This window comes from Kingella negevensis, assembly GCF_030177895.1.
Classification (GTDB): Bacteria; Pseudomonadota; Gammaproteobacteria; order Burkholderiales; family Neisseriaceae; genus Kingella_C; species Kingella_C negevensis.
The window spans coordinates 565580-585018 of the sequence record NZ_CP123448.1 but is presented as its reverse complement, the minus strand read 5'-3'; the positions used below and the strand labels follow the sequence as shown (position 1 = coordinate 585018).

The 19439-nt window shown below is 44.6% G+C and carries 22 protein-coding genes, 1 other RNA gene and 1 pseudogene; 8 read left to right on the top strand and 16 right to left on the bottom strand.

Features of this window, described 5'->3' with window-relative positions; translation table 11 throughout:
* The 6 genes from QEO93_RS03180 to QEO93_RS03155 all read left to right on the top strand — a co-directional run bounded on the left by QEO93_RS03180 (nt 1) and on the right by QEO93_RS03155 (nt 9061).
* A complete protein-coding gene (locus QEO93_RS03180; RefSeq protein ID WP_032136681.1) occupies nt 1-6237 on the top strand; it encodes an LPD3 domain-containing protein in 6237 nt (2078 codons plus the stop codon).
* Between the two features lie 60 nt (nt 6238-6297).
* A complete protein-coding gene (locus QEO93_RS03175; protein WP_032136680.1) occupies nt 6298-6771 on the top strand; it encodes a hypothetical protein in 474 nt (157 codons plus the stop codon).
* A gap of 113 nt (nt 6772-6884) precedes the next feature.
* Nucleotides 6885-7571 carry a hypothetical protein gene (locus QEO93_RS03170; RefSeq protein WP_052368659.1) on the top strand — a complete coding sequence of 229 codons (687 nt, stop codon included), beginning with the start codon at nt 6885-6887 and terminating at the stop codon, nt 7569-7571.
* A gap of 3 nt (nt 7572-7574) precedes the next feature.
* Nucleotides 7575-8432, top strand: a complete 858-nt coding sequence (locus QEO93_RS03165) for a hypothetical protein (protein WP_032136679.1) — start codon at nt 7575-7577, stop codon at nt 8430-8432.
* A gap of 9 nt (nt 8433-8441) precedes the next feature.
* Nucleotides 8442-8789, top strand: a complete 348-nt coding sequence (locus QEO93_RS03160; protein ID WP_052368657.1) for a hypothetical protein — start codon at nt 8442-8444, stop codon at nt 8787-8789.
* 50 nt (nt 8790-8839) lie between these two features.
* Entirely contained in the window at nt 8840-9061 is a 222-nt protein-coding gene (locus QEO93_RS03155) for a helix-turn-helix domain-containing protein (RefSeq protein ID WP_245190624.1), read from the top strand.
* A gap of 61 nt (nt 9062-9122) precedes the next feature.
* Here QEO93_RS03155 and QEO93_RS03150 read toward each other — a convergent pair whose 3' ends face one another.
* The 5 genes from QEO93_RS03150 to QEO93_RS03130 form a co-directional block, all read right to left on the bottom strand.
* Nucleotides 9123-10199 (bottom strand): primase-helicase zinc-binding domain-containing protein, encoded by a 1077-nt coding sequence (locus tag QEO93_RS03150; protein ID WP_044250046.1) that lies wholly within the window; start codon nt 10197-10199, stop codon nt 9123-9125.
* The gene (locus QEO93_RS03145) at nt 10187-10474 is read right to left on the bottom strand and encodes a hypothetical protein (RefSeq protein ID WP_032136678.1); all 288 of its coding nucleotides are present in this window, start codon (nt 10472-10474) and stop codon (nt 10187-10189) included. The genes QEO93_RS03150 and QEO93_RS03145 overlap by 13 nt, the downstream gene beginning before the upstream one ends.
* A gap of 196 nt (nt 10475-10670) precedes the next feature.
* Nucleotides 10671-11003, bottom strand: a complete 333-nt coding sequence (locus QEO93_RS03140) for a hypothetical protein (RefSeq protein ID WP_032136677.1) — start codon at nt 11001-11003, stop codon at nt 10671-10673.
* Between the two features lie 2 nt (nt 11004-11005).
* Complete coding sequence (locus QEO93_RS03135) at nt 11006-11227, bottom strand: helix-turn-helix domain-containing protein (RefSeq protein WP_032136676.1); 222 nt, start codon at nt 11225-11227, stop codon at nt 11006-11008.
* A 2-nt stretch (nt 11228-11229) separates the two neighbouring features.
* A complete protein-coding gene (locus tag QEO93_RS03130) occupies nt 11230-11478 on the bottom strand; it encodes a hypothetical protein (RefSeq protein WP_032136675.1) in 249 nt (82 codons plus the stop codon).
* Between the two features lie 435 nt (nt 11479-11913).
* Here QEO93_RS03130 and QEO93_RS03125 point away from each other — a divergent pair, with 435 nt between their 5' ends.
* Nucleotides 11914-12138 carry a hypothetical protein gene (locus QEO93_RS03125; RefSeq protein ID WP_032136674.1) on the top strand — a complete coding sequence of 75 codons (225 nt, stop codon included), beginning with the start codon at nt 11914-11916 and terminating at the stop codon, nt 12136-12138.
* Between the two features lie 308 nt (nt 12139-12446).
* Here the strand turns inward: QEO93_RS03125 and QEO93_RS03120 are convergent, their stop codons facing one another.
* The 11 genes and pseudogenes from QEO93_RS03120 to ssrA all read right to left on the bottom strand — a co-directional run bounded on the left by QEO93_RS03120 (nt 12447) and on the right by ssrA (nt 18362).
* On the bottom strand, nt 12447-12611 hold the full coding sequence (locus QEO93_RS03120) for a hypothetical protein (protein ID WP_157686254.1): 165 nt from the start codon (nt 12609-12611) through the stop codon (nt 12447-12449).
* Between the two features lie 83 nt (nt 12612-12694).
* Complete coding sequence (locus QEO93_RS03115; protein WP_032136673.1) at nt 12695-13114, bottom strand: terminase small subunit; 420 nt, start codon at nt 13112-13114, stop codon at nt 12695-12697.
* Nucleotides 13115-13191: 77 nt separating this feature from the next.
* The gene (locus tag QEO93_RS03110) at nt 13192-13287 is read right to left on the bottom strand and encodes a terminase small subunit (protein WP_209434845.1); all 96 of its coding nucleotides are present in this window, start codon (nt 13285-13287) and stop codon (nt 13192-13194) included.
* Between the two features lie 4 nt (nt 13288-13291).
* Nucleotides 13292-13534 (bottom strand): helix-turn-helix transcriptional regulator, encoded by a 243-nt coding sequence (locus QEO93_RS03105; protein ID WP_032136672.1) that lies wholly within the window; start codon nt 13532-13534, stop codon nt 13292-13294.
* 122 nt (nt 13535-13656) lie between these two features.
* Entirely contained in the window at nt 13657-14571 is a 915-nt protein-coding gene (locus QEO93_RS03100) for a hypothetical protein (protein ID WP_032136671.1), read from the bottom strand.
* A 115-nt stretch (nt 14572-14686) separates the two neighbouring features.
* Nucleotides 14687-14998: an addiction module antidote protein gene (locus QEO93_RS03095; RefSeq protein ID WP_052368655.1), complete on the bottom strand. Its 312-nt coding sequence runs from the start codon at nt 14996-14998 to the stop codon at nt 14687-14689.
* Nucleotides 14995-15135, bottom strand: coding sequence for a type II toxin-antitoxin system RelE/ParE family toxin (locus tag QEO93_RS03090; protein WP_245190623.1), 141 nt, complete (start codon nt 15133-15135; stop codon nt 14995-14997). The genes QEO93_RS03095 and QEO93_RS03090 overlap by 4 nt, the downstream gene beginning before the upstream one ends.
* 303 nt (nt 15136-15438) lie before the next feature.
* Nucleotides 15439-15597: pseudogene (locus QEO93_RS11770) on the bottom strand (hypothetical protein); the annotation flags it as partial.
* A gap of 271 nt (nt 15598-15868) precedes the next feature.
* Nucleotides 15869-16105 (bottom strand): ribbon-helix-helix protein, CopG family, encoded by a 237-nt coding sequence (locus tag QEO93_RS03085; RefSeq protein ID WP_032136668.1) that lies wholly within the window; start codon nt 16103-16105, stop codon nt 15869-15871.
* Between the two features lie 454 nt (nt 16106-16559).
* The gene (locus QEO93_RS03080) at nt 16560-17759 is read right to left on the bottom strand and encodes a tyrosine-type recombinase/integrase (RefSeq protein ID WP_032136667.1); all 1200 of its coding nucleotides are present in this window, start codon (nt 17757-17759) and stop codon (nt 16560-16562) included.
* 236 nt (nt 17760-17995) lie between these two features.
* Nucleotides 17996-18362, bottom strand: a transfer-messenger RNA (tmRNA) gene (ssrA, locus tag QEO93_RS03075).
* Between the two features lie 93 nt (nt 18363-18455).
* Here ssrA and holB point away from each other — a divergent pair.
* Entirely contained in the window at nt 18456-19427 is a 972-nt protein-coding gene (gene holB, locus QEO93_RS03070) for a DNA polymerase III subunit delta' (RefSeq protein ID WP_032136666.1), read from the top strand.
* Nucleotides 19428-19439 lie beyond the last annotated feature (12 nt).

Sequence of the window (19439 nt, the reverse complement as noted above, 5' to 3'; positions counted from 1 at the left end):
ATGAATGCGATTGAGAAAATCAAAGCCGTTAAAGAATTGCGCCAAATCCGCAAGGAATTAAGTTCAGGCAGCCTGAATGCCATTACCAAGATTAAAGCCGTCAAACGCTTGCGCCAGTTGCGAGCGTTGTTGGGGGTTGATATGCAAAACGAGCGAGACGAAAGTATCCTAAAACCACTTGAATTGCCCGATAACGCCAAACGTGGCGATTTACGCCGTGTTGCAAAACAATGGTTATCAGAAAATGTGCAAGGCAAAACCATTACTACATCGGACGGCAAAAAAGTTCATTTCAATAGAAACGAAAGTACAGATCATTTGAGCTTTAATGCCAGTCGTTCCAAATTACACGCCAAAGCTGTAACGTTTGTTATGGACGTGTTTAAAACAGGGAATTTTGTTGGTAAAGAAGCCTTGTCGCATGAGCGCAAAGATAATTTTATCGCTTTCCATAAATACCAAAAATGGGTAGAAATCGATGACTATCGCGTATTGTTGGAAACCGCAGCAGGCGAATTACCGAATGGCGAATTGGAAGCTGTTGAAGAGTTGATTGCCTACAATCAGCGTTTGGCAGGCAAACAAAAAGTGGAAAACGCGCCTGCAAGCATTGAAACTGCTATGGATAGCAGCCAAGCGGCGGGTTCTGTTTTCCACGCGAGCAATCATACTGCTGTTTTTGATAAGGCGCAAATTTATATCAGCGATTTGGTCGGTTATGTTTGTATTCTGCAAATCCTAGACCCACAAGGCAATGACGTTACTGATACCTATCAGGAAACCGATACTCAACCCAAAACAAGCACACTCTACACCTTTGACGACACCCAAACCAAAACCCAACGCCAACGCGCCAATAACGCTGTTTTTGCCTTACTCGACAAAGCGGACGCAGGCGAACTCACGATTGACAACATCACGACCGAACAAAAAGCTATTTTGGCACAATATTCAGGCAGCGGCGGTGGTTTAAAAGCACGAGACGGCAAAACAGGTTCAGCGCACGAATACTACACGCCCGCGCCTGTTGCTTCAGCGATGTGGGACGTGGTCAAAGAAATGGGTTTTGGCGGTGGCAAAGTATTAGACCCATGCGGTGGCAGTGGTATTTTTGGGGCGTTTGCGCCTGAAAATGCGGTTGTACAAGTGGTGGAAATGGACGAAACCAGCGCGACTGTAAACAAACTCGTCAATGGCTCTGAACGCTATCACGTGGACGTTGCCAGCTTTGAAGAACGCGCCCAATCTATCCCCGATAACTCTGTGGACGCGATTGTAACCAACGTGCCATTTGGCGATGTATCGTTACGCAAACACCGCAACAAAGACAGCAAATATCGCAAAGAAAATCTGCAAACGTATTTTGTTTTACGTAGCCTAGACAAGCTCAAACCCAGCGGTTTGGCGGCGTTTATTGTGCCGTCTTCGTTTTTAGACGGCAAAGGTGGTAAAGCCGAAAATGCGCGTGTTTTGACTTCGCAAATGGCGGAGTTTATTGGCGCGTATCGTTTGCCTAATAGCGTGTTTGGCACGGCGGGCGCGGACGTAGCAACCGATATTTTGTTTTACCGTAAATACAGTCAAGACACCGCCGAAAAAATCGCCCAATTGCAAGCGCAAAACCCCGATGTTTTAACCGAAGCGCGTGTGATGTGGGACGATTACATCAACGGCAAATATTTCAAGCTGTCTGAAAACAAAAAATTCATTTTGGGCGAAGAAGGCGAAACCGAAAGCTGGCGCACCGATGAAAATGGCGACAAGAAAAAAGTCTACGCTGTCATCAACAATGATAGTGTGGCAAACATCGCCCAAGCGATTAAACGTTTTCACGGCAGTCGCATTGATTGGGCATTGCTGGATGCGACCGAAACCGAACCGCAGAGCTATCAAACAGGCGACATCGTGTACCAAAACGGACAAGCGTTTGTGTTTGACGGCGTGAAATTCAACGCGCAAGCCGTGAGCGAGAATGAGCTGGAAAGTCGCTCCAATGACATTATGGCAAAGCTGGATACGCCCTTATCCGCGTTTGAACACAAAGTATCGGCAAGCGATTTTCAGGCAGCGTGCGATTATTTTATTCAAACCGCGCAACATCGTTTTATTCCAGAATGGGCGGCGCGGTTGCATAAAGATTTATCACGCGTGGCAGAAAACAAACGTGAAGCACAATTGCGCCGTGTGTTGGTAGGCTTGTCGGTTCAATATGTGATGGACAATTTTGCAGGCGAAAACCAAACCGAAAATCACGCCGATTTGTCGGACGCGATGAAATTGCGTGTGGCACTGGACAAGAATTTGTCGGGCTGGAAAAAAGCCATTGCGGCAATCGCTTTGCATTACGACCGCAAAACAGGCTTTTCTGCCGCATGGCGTGGCGCAACAGGCGATTTGACGCAAGAATTAACCACCGATAAAAAAGTAGAGCAACTGCAATATTTGGGCGGTACGCTGGCATTGCCAGCACAAAACGTGCGTGATTTGGGCATTGAGCCGATGACCAACGATGATTGGTGTGTCAATGCAGACGGCACAGAATGTATGAAAGCTGATGATTATTTCGTAGGCAACCTGAAAGACGTATTAGACAAAATTGACGCGGATATTCAGGCAGCTGCAAACGATGACATTCGCGCCAAATTACAACGTATGCGCCAAATTGCCCTAGAAAAAGCACCCGTTCAAAGCGTGGATAATATGCGTTTTGGTTTGCGTAGTCCGTTTGTGGATAATCAAACCTTGTTACGCTTTGTGCAAGGCAAATTGTCGCAAAGCAAAAGCAGCTTGAAAGCGCGTTTAGAGCAGCAAGCAAGCGGCGCATTTGCGATTGTGATTGATGGCACAACGAAAACCGAAAACGACAAATTACTCAAACGCATTGGCGCATATTTGGAAAGCGGACGCGTATCACATCAAGGTGTGGAATTGACCAATGAAGATGGTAAAGCCCTATCCGACAGCGAAAAATTAAAACTGATTCGTGAAAACGTGAATGAGTGGAATGCGGAGTTTGATACATGGCTTAAAGCGGATAAAGCGTTTATGCAAAGCGTGGCAGACAAAGCCAATGACCCAGCCAATATCCGTTTCCCTCAAACCGATGATGACGCGCCATTAGCGATTACAGGCGCGAATGCCGATGTAAAACTGCATGGCTATCAAAATGCCTATATCCGCAAGGCAGCGCGTGAATTTGCGCCGATTAATGCGTTTGGCGTGGGGCTTGGAAAAACCTTCACAGGACTTGCCGCCGCTCAATACGCCCTAGAAACAGGCACGAAGCGCAAAGTTTGCTTTGTTGTTCCCAATGCTGTGTTGAGTAACTGGCACAAAGAAAGTGGCAAATATTACAACGAAAATGAACGCGAAAAATGTTTGTTTATTGGCGCAGATTGGGACGATGACGGCGGTTTGGTGGTCAATAGCAAAAATTACGCTCGCGATTTAAACCGTGTTTTGGAAAACCGCCATAACAAGATTTTTATGACGCAACAAGCGTTTGAAAAAATCCGCCTGCGTGAAGAAACCGCACAAGACTACATTAACTATATTGGTCGCGTGGATAACAGTTTTGCCGAAAAACAAAACGCCGCCAAAAACGAAAAAGCGCAAGCCAAAGCCGAAAATTTAGCCGCCGATATTGCAGGTAAAAATAAGCTAGACAATGCGCCATTTTTTGAAGATTTGGGCATTGACGCGGTAGTCGTGGACGAAGCGCACCATTTCAAGAACGCCAAACAAGCAATTAAGGTCGCGCAAGTCAAAGGTTTGCCTAGCGGTAAGCCATCTAATCGTGCGATTGATATGGCGGTGAAATTGTGGTTTATCCGTGGCAACAATCCGCGCAATGATGGCGCAATGCTTTTGACCGCTACACCTGTTACCAATTCGCCATTGGAAATTTACAGCATGATGTCGCTGGCAATCGGCGAAGAACGCGTTAATCAAGCGTTTTTGGGTTCAATCAAAGGCGCAGATGATTTCATTGAAGCGATTTGCGAAATTCAATCACGAGAAGAAGTGGATATGAAAGGCGATACCGTTTCCGCGCAATCACTGGTAGGGATTAAAAACCTTGCTTTGGTTCAACAATTGATTGGTTCAAATGCGGATATTAAAGAAGCGCAAGATGTGGGCATCGCTTTTAAACAAGTAGATAGCGAAGAAATGTCGGACGGCGTATTACTGGACGATGTAACGCGCCGTGAATTGGAAAAAGCGCAAAATGCTTACCGCATTGCCAAAATGAAAATCAAAGACCAACCCATTAGCGGCGAATCCGCGCAAGCGTTGGCGGATTTTCAGGCTGTGTTGGAAGAAGTGGGGAAACTGGAAACGGTGGCGCACCCATTTTCTACCATCAAGCGAATGTCTGCCGCGCTGTTGGATACGGCATTGCTGGCAAATCACACGGTTTACAATGTAAGCAATATTGAAGCCGCGCAAGCCGCTGTTGAAGCGTTTAACAGCCAAGCCAAAATCACGTTTAAAACCGAACATTATCCTGAAAATAACGACTGGATTGTGAGCGAAACTAATCGCAAAAATGCGGAAACAGGCGAATTGACAACTATTTACGCCATTAAAGCGGTGGCAGAATACGCCGATGGCAAAGTTACGCTCAATTGCCAAGACTTTAACGCACAGTTGAAACTGGAAGCCTTGTTGGATAAACACAGCGCAGATGTGAGCGTAAACATCAGCCCAAAAATCGCCGCATTGGTGGAAAACGTGAAAAAAGAGCAAGCGCATATTCGTTATGCCAAAGCACGTTTTGCCAAGCAGATTATTTTTGTGGAAAGCCTTGCCATGCACACCAAAATCAAGCGGATTATTGCGCGTGAGTGTGGCATTCCTACCGCACGGATTACCTTTATTTCAGGGCAATTTAATTCCGACCCCGATGAGATTATTGACGTGCAAGAACGCTTTAATGGCGATGATGAAGATGGTTACAGCATTATCATTGCCAACAAAAAAGCCGAAGTAGGCATTAATCTGCAAAAAGGTTGCCAAGCCATTCATCACTTGGAATTGAACTGGACACCAGACAGCATTACCCAACGTAACGGGCGCGGTATTCGTCAGGGCAATACGGCGGAAAAAGTGAACGTGTATTTCTACGAAGTAGATGGCACGTTTGATACCTACAAACGCACGGCAATCAACCGCAAATCCAACTGGATTGACAGCGTGATGAAGCAATCTTCTGATGATTACGCCGAAGTGGGACAGGAATTAACCGCCGAAGATTACGATGAGATGATTGCCTTTGACGGTAGCGCGTCTTCATTTGAAGCCATGTTGCAACGCCAAACTGACCGCAAGCAAGCGGAAATCAATCGTCAAGCCATTGCCGCGCAAAACGTGAACATTCGCATTATTCGCCAAAGCACGAAATGGCTGAACAGAAATCCAAGTGACATAAAACGCTTGTTAAATGAGTTAAACGAAGCCCAAAAGGACAATGACGCGCTCACGGACGCAAACAAGCGTTTGGCTAAGTCGATTGAAAAATCTTCCGCCGAAAAAACCATTGCCAAAAACCAAAAGACGCGGGATATTGCTTATCAGCGCATGGAGCAATGGGTGGAGCGTTTGAGTGGTGTGATGTATGACGATGAGCCTGTTATTCGCGTGATGACAGATGAGGACAAAAAAGGCTACTATTATGCAAAATACGAAGACTTTCACATTCGTGTATTAGGCTATTCACGCAAAGAAGAGCTTTTCAGGCTGCCTGAAAACCACATCATCGCGCAAGAGTGGCAAACCGAACACGATAAGCAAACTGCCCTACGTGAATCAGCCAGCGCAAACGCTAAACAATCATCGCACATTGACGGCGCAACGGCGGATTTTGTGATTGATGCACTGGGGCAAGGCATTGAACTATTCACACAAGATGGGGAATACTATCCCATTCACACCATTGTGCTTGATGACGAAAAAGTGAAAGTATTGTCTAGCGCAAAAGGGAATTTGAGCTATTATTACGGCTATGAAAGCGTAGGCGTTCACAAGATTAGTCAAATCAATGTTTCAAAATCTCGCATTTTGCGCCCTGATGATGTTGATTATGTGGACGGTTTAAAAGCCTTAGCCAAATGGCAAAGCGATGCCATGCGCTATGCCGCAGATAGCAGCAGACGATATTATGCGGACCTTTCAAGTGAATATCCCAGCGCATTGATAGATAACGTGCTGGATTACTTGGACAATGATGTGAAGTAGCTAATTGAAATTCCACTCCTAACCTATGGCAGCTTTCAGGCTGCCCGAAAGGACAAAAAAATGAAATCATTCCAAATGTTTGACACCCAAGAAGCATGGGACAAAGAAGTTGCCGAAACGCAAGAAGCGTTAGACAAGAAAAAATACGGGCCGCTGCCTGAATTTGGTTCACGTACGATTTACAGCCGCATTTTGGATTATCCAGAATGCTATGCCGAATTTGGCGTGTATTGGTTTGCCGTCAAAGACGTGTTGCGCCGTCATGGTTACGATTTTGGCGACGTGGACGATGCCGAAATGCGTGAAGCCTATCGCGGTAAAACAGACGGACACACGCTCATCGCTGCCGAAGAGTTTAAAAAAATGTATCGCAAAACCTATTATGCAGGCACAACACATTTCACGTTGGAAGATGATGGTATGCGTGAATGGGTGTTAAACGACCCCGATATGGCAGCACGGAAAATTATTGAGCGTAAACAAGTGGAGCGTCAGAAATTGCTCAATGCACTGCGAAACAAACGCGTTAGATAATCAAAAAATAGGCATTCAGGCAGCCTGAAAAAACCTAAAACACGAACGCCCATAGGATACCTTCTTATGGGCGTTCTAACATTTCATCGTTATTCAACCGCAAAGGAAATTCCATGTCTTTCTTAGACCAATTGCTCGAAAAAAATCCCCAAAAAACTGCGCCTGTTGCCGTATTTGACGATATGGGTTATGCCGCTGAAAACGATGTTGCCGCTGCCGAGCTAACCACCCTGCGCCTAGATGTGGCAGGCGTGCTGGCAGAATGGGCAGAAACCGATGAAGACGATTTGGACGATGGCGAAACGCTGCTTGATCGCTTTGACGCACTAATGATTGGTTGCGTAGATACCAATAAAAACGGCGAGTTGGACGATGACGAGCTGGAAGTATTGGATTATGCCTACAACATCGCTTCCGATTTAATGGCAAGCTATGGCGTAAGCGATGACGATATTTCCGCCATGCTCAACGATAGTGATGATGACGCAACTGCCAATATTCACGAGCTACTCATCAACACAGGGGCAGACGGCGAAGACGCAGAATTAGCGCGTATTCATGCCGCCGCATTTGATTTTGATGAAGACAGCGATGCCGCCGTAATGGACGCGACTTACAGACGAGTATTAGCCATTCGCAATGGCAAAAAAACACGCATTCGCAAGCGTATTGCAGGCGTAGTCAAACTCACTGCCAAGCAAAAAATGGCGATTCGCAAGGCGCAGATGAAAGCGCACAGCGGTAAAGCACGTGCACAACGGCTTAAATCGCTGAGAATCCGCCGTAAAACGATTGGGTAAGTCATGGTTTCACTTAGCGATTTGGCTACGGCATTGCTGGGCGTGGCAGGCGGTCGCACTGAAACATCTAACTGGGGCAGTATCCATCCTGATTTAATCGCGCAATTTAAACAGATTGACGCAAAAGGCACAGAAACAGGCGTAGCCTTTGCTGCCTTGGTTAAAGATGGTTCAGTGTCGCAATCCATTGACTGGCAATCGCCATTTGAAGAGATGACGGCGGACAAGAAAAATCCTAATATCGGCGTGTTTTCACAATTCACGCAAACGGGCTTATTGGGCGAGTTAGCGCAATCCATGGGTGGCGAACAGCAAGGCGGTTGGCAGAAGCTGGCGGATTTTTCAGACAGCCATGCAGGCAGAAGCGGGATGACCAAGCTCAACAGCCGTCAAGTTTATACAGGACACGCGCCGTTGAAAATTGAAATGACGTTGATTTTTCGCGCATGGCAAGACCCGCAAAGCGAAGTCATCACGCCGTTTACCGCGCTGCAACGCATGGCGTATCCCGCCAAAATTGCGGCAAATGTGCTAGATGAAACCGTAAACGGCACACGCGAAAACGGCGTGTCGTCTGCTGCTAGCACGATTCTCTTTCCCAGCGAAGCCCCAAAATTTGTCCGACTAACCTACAAGGGCGAAACCTATCCGCCCTTAGTGATTGAAAGCATTGGCAAACCGCTAGATGCGCCGTATAGCCCGATGGGCGACTTGTTTTTAGAAGTGCCTGTGTCGCTGCAATCGTATCAATCGCTGGATTTTGCCGACATTCAGGCAGCCAAAAACGGTGTTTTGGGTCAGTTTGCCAGTGAAGCCTTAAACAAGGTTACTTCCTTACTCAATCCAATCAACAATTTTTAGGAAACGACTATGTACAATTCCAAAACGGCTTTTGAAGTCTATAAACGCAGCAAAGCCTTAAACGAAAAAGCGATTATTTCTGAATTCACCATGGTGTTAGATAATGAGCCTGACGCGCAATATTTGCTTAAACAATTCCCTGTGCCAATTACTTCGGCGGAAGATGTGATTGAAGTGCCGTTGATTGGTGGCATGAAAACACAAACATCGCAAGTCGCACGCTTTGATCATCGCGGTTCAATCGCTTTTCAAGAGACGGTTACAGGACATGTTCGCGCCTTGTTTGAGAAACTAGCCGCCGAGCGCACGGTTAGCAATCGCCCTACGTTTAACTACTCTCGTTTACTGAAAATTTAGTAAACGGTGAACAACACCAGCAAGGTAAAATCACGCTCAAAACTTCAACGGTGGAATATGCCGCGCCTGTGTTTATCACTCCTGAAGAAATCCGCTCTATTCGTGAAAACTTGCATTTGTCGCAAGCGGTGTTTGCTCAAAAATTGAGAACATCGGTTAGAACTTATCAAGGGTGGGAACAAGGGAAAACACGCCCCAATCCGCAAGCTGCGTTATTGCTGAAAATGGTGGAACAATCGCCGCAAGTTTTTCAGGCTATTTCTGCAATCTAATTTCTCTTCAGGCAGCCTGAAAATATGTACTTTGCTTTCAGGCTGCCTGAAAGATTGGGTTTCAGCTCGTTAAGCTGTTTTGTTTCAAAATCTGATAGGTGGGGCGCTTTCGGCGGTTCAATTCATCTAAGGCATCGTAGCCTTGTGTTTCAGGCTGCCAGATTTGCACTTGCCGCCCTTGCTTGATGAGTTTCACGGCTAAATCATGCGCGGCTTCGTAACCAATGGGGCGCGGTGTGTCATGGTCTGCGACAATCAACACGCTTTTCACGCTTTGGGGGAGCTCTAGCCGTTGCATGTTGCCTGCGCTGATTGCTGCCCATGCAGGTAGCTGAAACAACTCATGCGCGGCTAGGGCGGTTTCTATGCCTTCGGCGATGATTAAGGGCTTACCGTCTTCTTCATCAAATAGTTTGACGCTTGCGCCGTTGGTGCTGCCTGTGAAACGGCTCAACATCTTTTTGCCGTCCAACGCTTCGCCTGTTTGGGGATGCTTGATTTTGGCTTTCACCCATTGCCCTTTTTCAGGCTGCAAATACACGCGTTGTATGCCGCGTATTTGGTCTTCTGTATCAGTCAGCAGCCCTAACATTGCGCTGTAGTAACCAATCAGTAGGGGCTTGCCGTGTGTGTCAGTGGTCCAATAGGGCAAGGCGGCGCAATGGCGTAAATTGCATGGGGCGAAGTTGGCGGCGGTGTCGATGCCTCTGTGTTGCAGATAGCTGTAAACGGGGTCTTTCGGCTGCATGGGCTTTGCTTCGCGCCATAGCTTCGCTAATTTGTGAAGCTGGTCTTTTTCAGGCTGCGTTTGCGCTGGGGTGGGGATTAGGCGGTGCGTTGGCTCTACTGCTCCTTGCTCAATCCCTAATATCCGCGCAACGGTTTCGAGAGCTTCTGGAAAGCTGCATTGCTGCCATTGCATGATAAAACCGAAACCGTCGCCTGCACCGCATTGATTGCAGATGTAAGTTCCAAGTCCTTGCTTGTCGTCAAAGCGATAGCGGTCTTTTCCGCCGCATAGGGGGCAAGGCTGGTGCTTGTTGCTTAGGCTGCTTTCGGGTATGCCGATGCGGGGCAAGATGTAACGCCATTGCCCTGTAGCGGCTTGCTTGATGACTTCGCTGTTTAGTCGTTGCATTTTCGTATCCCTCTGTTGTTGATGAAGTTTGCATATTCGGGCGGTATCAAATCGCTTTCATTGCAATCTAGCCATTGGGCTAATTCTTTCAGGCTTTGCTTGTGTGGCAGCCGCTCTGCAAATACCCACGATTTGAGTTTGATGCTGCTTATTTGGCTGATTTGGGCGATGTGGTTCAATCCTGTTTGACTGGTACACTTCAGCCCTTTTTCTGTGAGTAAGACTCTTAGATTGCTTGAGAAAATTTTCGCTACTTCGCGGCGTGTGATATTCATGACGTTTTTCCTTGTGTTGAATGTGGTACGCAGTGGGTACGCAGTTGGTACGCATGGGGTTAAAATGCTGCCTGAAAATACACAAATCTATATAAATCAATAATTTGTATATTTACTCAGGCTGCAAAAACTTTGCCGTGCTGGTTTTGACACCAGCAAGGGCAAGGGATTTCAGTTGTTTAAAAAGGGGATTTGTTTAAGGAAGACGTTGCTGCAAGTCAGCTAAGAAAAGCATTAAATCAGCCGTTATCATGTTTAACTGGAATAGGGCGTCATCTACTTCTTCTTGCGGTACTTTTTTCCATGAATTGGGCAATTTACGGTTGTTTTCTGCCATTTGTGTAAAGGTGCTTAATACACTGGAAAAAGCGATAAATGTAGCGTGGCTAGCGCTGCTTAAATAGCTCTTTTGCTTATCGGTCAAAGTCAAAGAGTCGTTGAAGTTTTCTAATTGTGCCAACAAATGAGGATTATTCAGCAATCCGATTAAGCCGCTATAGCCTGAATAGTTGATTTCGTTGTTTTCCATGATTACGCCCCTAAAGTGTAAATAACGGTGGTTACAACTCTACCGTGCTTGTTGATGTGTTTGCGCTTGTTGCTGACGATGTTGTAGCCCATATCACGCAGCTCTCTAATGCGCGCGGTTGCGCCGTTAATGCCCATGATGTGCATTTCATACACGGTGAGGGGCTTGCCGCTCTGCAAGATTGCTAGGATTTCTTGATTTTGGGGGCTTAATTCACTTTTCATGATTACGCTCCCATTACGCGGCTAACGTTCCAGCCGTTTGCGGTTTGCTGAATGTTGAACATGAAGTCAGGCTTTTGGTTTAGGCGCATATCGATGTAACGACTTGCAGCCTGAAAACTGCTAAAGGTTCGGATTTTGCGGACAAGCAACGGCTTAAAGGCGCGTGAATGATTGCTTGCTTTGGGTTGACGATATTGGATTTTTGTTTGAGAGAGGCGCAATTGTGGCGCGGTTTTTGATTGCTTTTGCATGATGAATGCCTTTCTAACTGGTTACATACCGCCCAAAACTTCTCACGGTTTAGGGTGGCAAACAAAGGGTAAGGGGTGAGAAACTGCCAGTTAGTAGCAGCCGCGATAAATCGCGCCTTACCCTTGTTCGCCATTGAAAGGCAATGCAGGGGAATTGCAAGCGTAAAAAATGCCGTTTTCGCATGAATAGCGAAAGACAACGGCTGCTTGCCTAACTGTACCAGCTTCTCACGGCTGACTTCTTGATTTGAAGAAGTGGGCGAATTGTGGAATAAATTGAAATTGAATGCAATAGGGGTCATGGGGTTGTCTTTCTAAGCGGTTGTTTTTCTGTTGAATAAAGTTTTTTATTTGTGCGATTGCGTGTGTTTGGGTTGTTTAGAATGTGTTAAATGTTGCATAATAGTTGCTAGTTTTTAATGAAAGGATTGCTTTATGCTGACTGCTCATGCTGTGGCGGATTTCTTTCTTGCGCCCATTGATGAAGAGGGCGGCGAAATCACTTTAGATATATTGCGTTTGTACTTTGATAAAGCCTTGCTTGAACGTGCTTTCAATTTTGATTTGGAACGTATGAAACAGGCGGTTGAAAGCCGTTTTGTACGCACACCTGAATTTGATAATCCTGAAGACTTAATGATGTGGCTGGAAAATCAATAATGGTGGTGTTTCAAGGCGAATTGTTTTCACAGCATTTCAAAAATTTCCCTCGTTCTGATTTGAGAATGGTTTTTGAACTGTGGAATAGGGGATTGATTTTGTTGTGAATGTTGTTATCATGTTGGCTCTTTCTTACTGGTTGGAAAACTGGTGCCTATCCTTTATTTATTGAAGTGTTTTATTGTGATTGATGTTTGGCAGCTTGATTTTTTCAGGCTGCTTTTTTTGTGCGTCCCTTTTTCGGGATTGGTTCACGGCTCTACCCCAGCAAAGGGGTGTTAATTTCGTTGCGCGTTAGCAAACCTGAATTAAGCCACGTCTAGCGAAAGGGCGTATTCAATGCGCCCACGTTGTCCAAAATCGCAAGTGCTTGTTTCTTGGGTTTCATTTTTTATGGAAGCGAACAAAGTCCTGATTTTCAACGAAGCCATATTCATCAACATAACATCTTGAGAATGCTGTTTGCGGCTCAAATTTGACGTTTCTAGCGCGGTTTGGGCGTTAGCTGGTGTGTTTGCCTATCCAACGCATGAAACGCGCTTAAAACGCTTCTTTTTCACGGTTGCTTAATCCCATATCGTGCCAACTCTGCTGCTAATTCTTCATCGCTTAAATCTGCAACATTGCGCTTCATTTCCATGCTGCCCGAAACGGCGCTTTCCACCTTGTCTGAATAGCCGTGATTGAATAGCATCAATTTGGCAATCGCTGTATTGAAATCGCCTTGCAGCCCTTTGTTAATCAATAACACTTCTTGCGTGGATTTAATCGCGTCTAGGGCGGCTTTAAATTCTTTGTTTTGTTCGCCCCATGATTGGACTTGCTGACGTGCTACGCCTAAGAAACACGCTAGTCCTGCGATACTTGGTACGACTTCATCACGTTCTTTGAAGCCGCCTTTTAAATACCACTCCGCGCCTTCAAAGTGTTCTTGTGTGAGGGTGGTTGGTCTACCTACGGGTCTTTTTTCTTGCATGTTTGTGAATCCTTAATGAAAATGGGTTGTAATAAAGGGGGTGCCAGTTTGGGGCTGCCTTTCAGGCTGCCTGAATACTAAGTTTTGCTAAGTTTTGCATCCCCTTGTTCATTTGCCGTTTTCTCGCTATATCCTGCTCGTATCGCCGCCTGTGTGGCGTTTAAATCAATCAAATATTCATTCCGCTGCCCCTTTCGCTTGCTCTGCTAACCATGCTTTGATTTCGCCTGCTACGTAAAACTTTGCGCGTGTGCCTGTGATTTTTCGGCTCTTTGGGAATAGCCCTTGTGCTTCTAGCTTCATGATTTGGCTTGCAGATAGGCGCGTGATGCCTTTGCGGTTACGCGCTTTGCTGGTTTCTAATTCTGCAATGGTTAATTGCGCGTTGTCTGATAAATCGTTGATGTTGATTGTTTGCATTTTTCGCCTTTCGTCTAAATGCGCTGTTATGCGCTGGGGTTGTCAATGGGCGAATTTTGCAAAAAGAAAAGGGTGTCAGGCAATATATGACACATTGCCTTGACACCCTGTCAGATTTAATTTTATTGATAATTTTCTTCAGGTAATCCTAAAATTCTTGCTGCTTCTTCGGCTCTTCTTCCTTTCATAGTCATATTGGCTTTTTTTCTGAATGTATCTGCTACTGTTGTTTTAAATGGTTGCTCTCCTGTTTCGTAGTTATATTGTGCTGCGTGATGAATTAAAGTTTGAATAAGGGCTTCAAATTCGGGGGCGTGTTTTCTGTGTTGTTGGATTAAAGTGTATTCGGAATTAGAAGCGTTGTTTTCAGAAATAGATTTAACTTGAATAATTTGCGCTTGTGGTTTTGGAATGTTCTTCAGCTTTTCTTTTAAATTGATATTTTCCATTTCTAAAGCCTTGATTTGTTCTTCAAGTTCTTGCAGTTTGGTTTCTTCTGTATCTGCGAAAAGAAAATCTGTTAGAAAGGAATTTGCAGAATAAATCTGCTCTGCTTCTTTTGCCTGTTTTGCATGAATGCTTTTTACTGTTTGTATTAAGTCAGGTAAGTTTTTTAGTTTACAACTATTTTTGAAAAAATCTTCTACTCTTTCTGATAGAAGATAAATATCAGTAAAGTGGTTGTAGATTGGGAAAGTCGGATTATCTTCATACGTGCCACAAGAAAAACTATCAAATTCAATAACAAATTCTAAAAAATATCGAAATGGTCTATTTTCATCATATTCTTTAAGTGGATTATGGATTTTTTCATAGCGATAAAATTCAGAGGTCATATCTTTTTTAAATGCATACATATCTAGATAATCTATAGAAATATCAATATCTTGAGTTTTATTATATAGGCGTAATAAAATTGTAGCGGCATCTGATAGGCTTGGATTGTCTTCATCTAGTGATTGAAAATATAAAACAACGTCTTTAAATAAAATGTATTTATCATTTTCTTTGGCTAGTTCTTCTGTAATAAAGCCCATATTTATTTCCTTTTTGTAATAGTTTTTTTGTGCTGTGATTGTTCAAATTTTCTTGCAAAAAGCCGCTCGCAAAATTCAAGCGACGCGGCTGGTGTTGGTTTTCAGGCTGCCTGAATTAGGCTTTTGCGCTGTGTTTTGGCGTTACGGTTATTTTCATACCCAGCGCATTCAGCACTTTTGAAATGGTTTCATAGCGCGGTTTAGTGGTATCTGAAAGCGATTTGTAAAGGCTTTCGCGTGATACTCCTGCTTCTTTCGCTACTTGCATAATGCCTTTAGCTTTGGCGGCGGTCTCTATCGCTTTGAGTAAAATGCGGTCGTCGTTGGCTTCTGCTGCTTCTTCTGCTGCCACCTCTAAATAAATGGCGATTTCTTCTTCTGTGGTTAAATAGCGTGTAGGGTCAAATGGGATTGTTTTAGTTTTCATAATGTTTCTTTCATGGATTGCGCTTGTTTTATATCTGTTTGCTGTGTTGATTTATCGCCGCCTGTTAGCATAAAAATAATGGTATTGCCGCGTATCGTGTAATAAAGGCGGTAGCCCTTGCCAATATCTATACGCATTTCTGATACGCCTTTCCCTATGGTTTTATGGTCTCCTAAATTACCGTTTTCCGCTCTCTAATCGCGTGATGATAGTTGCTTTTACGCGCATATCTTTCAGGCTGCGTAACCAGTCATCAAAAATCTTTGTTGTTTCTACTGTATACATTCTCTTTTTTTTGTTTGAATTGAGTTGCTTGCAATTATGTATCTTAAGGGATACATAGTCAATACGCTGCAATGTGTTGGCGTGTGTTGGCGTGTTTGTTTCTGCTATGAAAAACACCAGCTTGTTAAGGGCTGGTGTTTCAGGCTGCCTGAAATTCAAGCAATTATTTCATTGTGATAAATGTAGCTTTCTGCAATTTGGGCAAATAGCAACATCATTTTTTTAGCTTGTTCGTTTTTCATTTGTGCTATTTCATGCGCTACGGGTTCTGGCAAAATATCAATCAGTAAAAATCTGTGGTTGTCTTGCGCATAAACTAAGGCGCGGTTACTGGTACGTCTTGAACCGCGCTGCCAGTTTTGCTGCCATTTGGCTAATTGTTCAACATCTCAAATAAAAGGGGAACTAAATGAACGTGTCGCAAAACGTAACTTTCCCCATTTACTTTAGGGGATATATAAGCTCCGTCTTTTCCGAATAAAAAACTTTCGCTTTCTGCTTTTTTCCATTCTTTGAAACGCTGCAAAAATCTTTCAGGATTAGGTAGGCTGCTATTAAGGCGTTTTGTTATATCAACTTGTATCATTATGCTTCAATGCCCCAACGGCTGTAAAACTCTTTAGGCGTGTAGTTTGTCGTTTCTTCTATCTCTTCCATCATCGCTAAATCTTCAGGCGATAATTCAGGGATAGGGCGTAATGTATTCAAATTTTTTTCTAGTGCTTCTGTGATGATTTGTTCTTTTGTTGCGCCTGTTGTTGCAACTAATTCAGCCAGTTTTCTTGCTAGGCTATCAGTTATGGTTAAAGTAAGTGTTTGCATAGTACGCTCCTTGTTTACACAAATGCTGGTTCAAATTTCAGGCTGACACTTTGCCCTAATTGTGCGTTGATAGTAATGTGGTTCATTAAGTCAGCTCGTAGGCGCATATTCAGGCTTTCTGTTGGTTTATGTGATTAGTCGTTATTGTACTTCATTTTGTCTAATTGTACTTTTTACGTCTAGTTTTGACTAAAAAACATTAACCTAATAGGTTATGCAATTCAATCCTATCCACACCAGCTAAAACCGCTCAACCCCTGCAAACAAGGGCAAGCCATAGAAAAAAATTAAAATACTCAGTCAAATTTCACTGAGTAATCCACTGAGTAATTTTTTATTATATATATCAATAGATTACTCAGTTTCTCAGTATTCTCAGTAAATAATAGGGTACGCATAGGAATATTTTTTTCAGGCAAAAGAAAACCGCCTGCATTTGGGCGGTTCTTTGCTTTTATGGCTGGTGTCGTAGGGTGTCTAGATAATCCGCCCATTCTTGCAGCATTTGACGGCGGTGGTCTAGATATTGGGCTTTGTTGTAGGTGGCACGGGTGGTATTAGGGTCTTTATGGGCTAATTGTGCTTCTATCCAGTCCTTGTTGAAATTCATTTCATTCAGGCGCGTACTTGCCATGTGTCTAAAGCCGTGTGGGGTCATAATGCCGCTATAGCCTAATCGTTGCATAGCTTTACTAGCGGCGGCTTCGCTCAATGGCTGGTTCTTCGATATGTTGTAGAAAACGTATTCATAATGCCCTGTAAATGGTTTCAGGCTCTCTAGCAGCTCTATGGCTTGTTTGGGTAATGGCACGATGAAATCTAGCCCGTTCTTCATATCTTCGCCGCTCTTTTCCCACAATGCAGCCTGAAAATCTATTTCGCTCCATTTCATTGTCCTAATCTCGACAGGTCGGGTGAATAGGTAGGGGCTGATTTTCAGTAATGTACGGGTTTGCGGTAAGCCTAAATAGCTGTCAATCTTTCTTAACAATTCGCCTATTTGGATAGGGTCTGTGATATGGGGGAATGATTTCTGCTTCACGGCGGCTAATTCGGTTCTCAATTCGGCGGAGGGATTGAATAGGCAGATACGCAATCTAACCGCGTATGAAAACACTTGATTAACTACGTCATAGACTTTGTGGGCGGTGTCGTTCTTGCCTGCGTATTCAATGCGCTTGAGTTGCTCTAGCACTTGCATTGGCATGATTTCGGCAATGGGTAGGCTACCAATATAGGGGAATATGTGTAGCTCAAGGCTGCGTAATACACGCGCTGCATGGTCTTCGCTCCATTTATCCGCTTGTTTGCTTCTATCGGTGTGCCATGTTCTAGCGATATGCTCAAAGGTGTTTTCTCGATTACTAGCGGCTTTCTTTTTGGCTGCTTGTTTTTGGTCTTTTGGGTCGTTACCGCTCTCTATCTCAAACCGTGCTTTCATGTGGGCGGTTCTTGCTGCTTTTAGGTTCATTTCGGGGTATGTACCTAAATGCAGTATGGTTTGTCTCTTAGTTACGGGGCTGGTGTATTTCATTTTCCAGTATTTACAGCCGTTGGCGCGTATTTCTAGATACATTCCGCCGCCGTCTGATAGTTGCTTAGTGCCTTTTTCAGGTGCACCAGCGTTGGCGCATTGTTTATCCGTTAGTTTCATGGTTTCTGTGATTGCTTTAGTTGGTTGTTTTTATAGGGCTATTTTGTGAATGTACCTAAATCATGTTTTAATCTGGGTATAAATGCCTCTGTTTTTTGGGAGTGTACCTAATTATGTACCTAAAATGCAACGCGCTAACTGGAGTATTCCAGCGCATTACAGCATAATAAAAACCCCTGAAACCGTTATGATTTCAGGGGTTTTAAAAATTTCAGCAAACGCTGAAAAAGTGAGTATGGTGGAGGCGGGGGGAATTGAACCCCCGTCCGAAAGCCCTCTACAAAGTGTTCTACATACTTAGTCTTGCCAATTTAGAAATCTTATCTTCATCACGCCGACAGACAGGCTTTCAGAAAACCAGTTACCTTAAATCTCATTTCCTGTTAAGTAACCCAACAAAAAACCAGCCAATGTAAAATGATGTTGCAGTAGGTTTTACCCTACACAGCCCATCGGCCAACTGCTGCAACAGCTTGGCATTAAGCAGCCAAAGCGTAAGTTTCGTCGTTTGCGACTATTTCAATTCAGTGTTTTACGAGTCGTCTGAGAACTCGGTATGCCCACATTTGCTTTGCAACCCCCGTCGAAACCAAGGTCGCCCCCAAATGAAGAATACTGATTATACTTGCTTTCAGGCTGTCTGAAAAGCCTTTATAATGGCGACACTTATTTTTCCAAATCAGGCAGCCTGAAAACATGATTTACCCTTGGCACGAACCTACATGGCAACAACTGACCGCCTATTGGCAAAATCAGCCCAACGCATGGCTGTTCACAGGCAAAGCCAACACAGGCAAAACCGCCTTTGCTCGACATTTCGCCCAATCCTTATTATGCGAAAACCCCAGCCACACGCACCAACCTTGCGGCACTTGCCCGTCTTGCCACTTATTTTTGCAAGGCGCACACCCAGACTTTTACGCGCTCACACCAGAGCAGCCTGAAAGCGAAACAGGCAGCAAAAAACTTCAGCAAATCAAAATTGACGAAGTTCGCAACATATTAGAGCCGCTCACTCAATCATCAGTACGCGGCGGACGGCGCGTCGTGTTAATCACGCCAGCCGAAAGTTTAAATGTTCAGGCTGCCAACGCCTTGCTCAAAATGCTAGAAGAACCGCCAGAAGCCGTGATTTTTTTGCTGATTACGCACAACAAAGATCGCGTGTTGCCCACCATCAAAAGCCGTTGCCGACAACTCTTATTGCCTGCCCCTGCTTACGATGTCGCCCTAGATTATTTGCGCGGACAACATTGCCCAAACGCCGAACAACTGCTCGCATTTCACAGCGGCGCACCCCTGTTCACCCTGCAGCCTGAACAAGATACCTTGCGCGAAAAACTGCTGGATTTGCTCGCAGCTCCCCGATTGCTCGCCATTTTGGATTACGCTGCTGAGTTTGATAAAAACAAATTACCGCTTGCCGTGCTGCTAGACTGGTTACAAAAATGGACGATAGATGTGCAACTTGCCGCGCAAAATATGCCGCCGTTGTATTACCCACACCGCGCTGAAGCCGCTAAAACTGTCGCCATAAAAACCAATCCTGCCACACTTTTTCAATTTTCAGGCTGCCTGAACCACTTACACCCTTACGGACATCACAGCTTGAATGTTAAAATGCAGGCTGAATATTTATTAAGCAACTATTTAACCGCTTTGAGATAAGCGATATTAAAG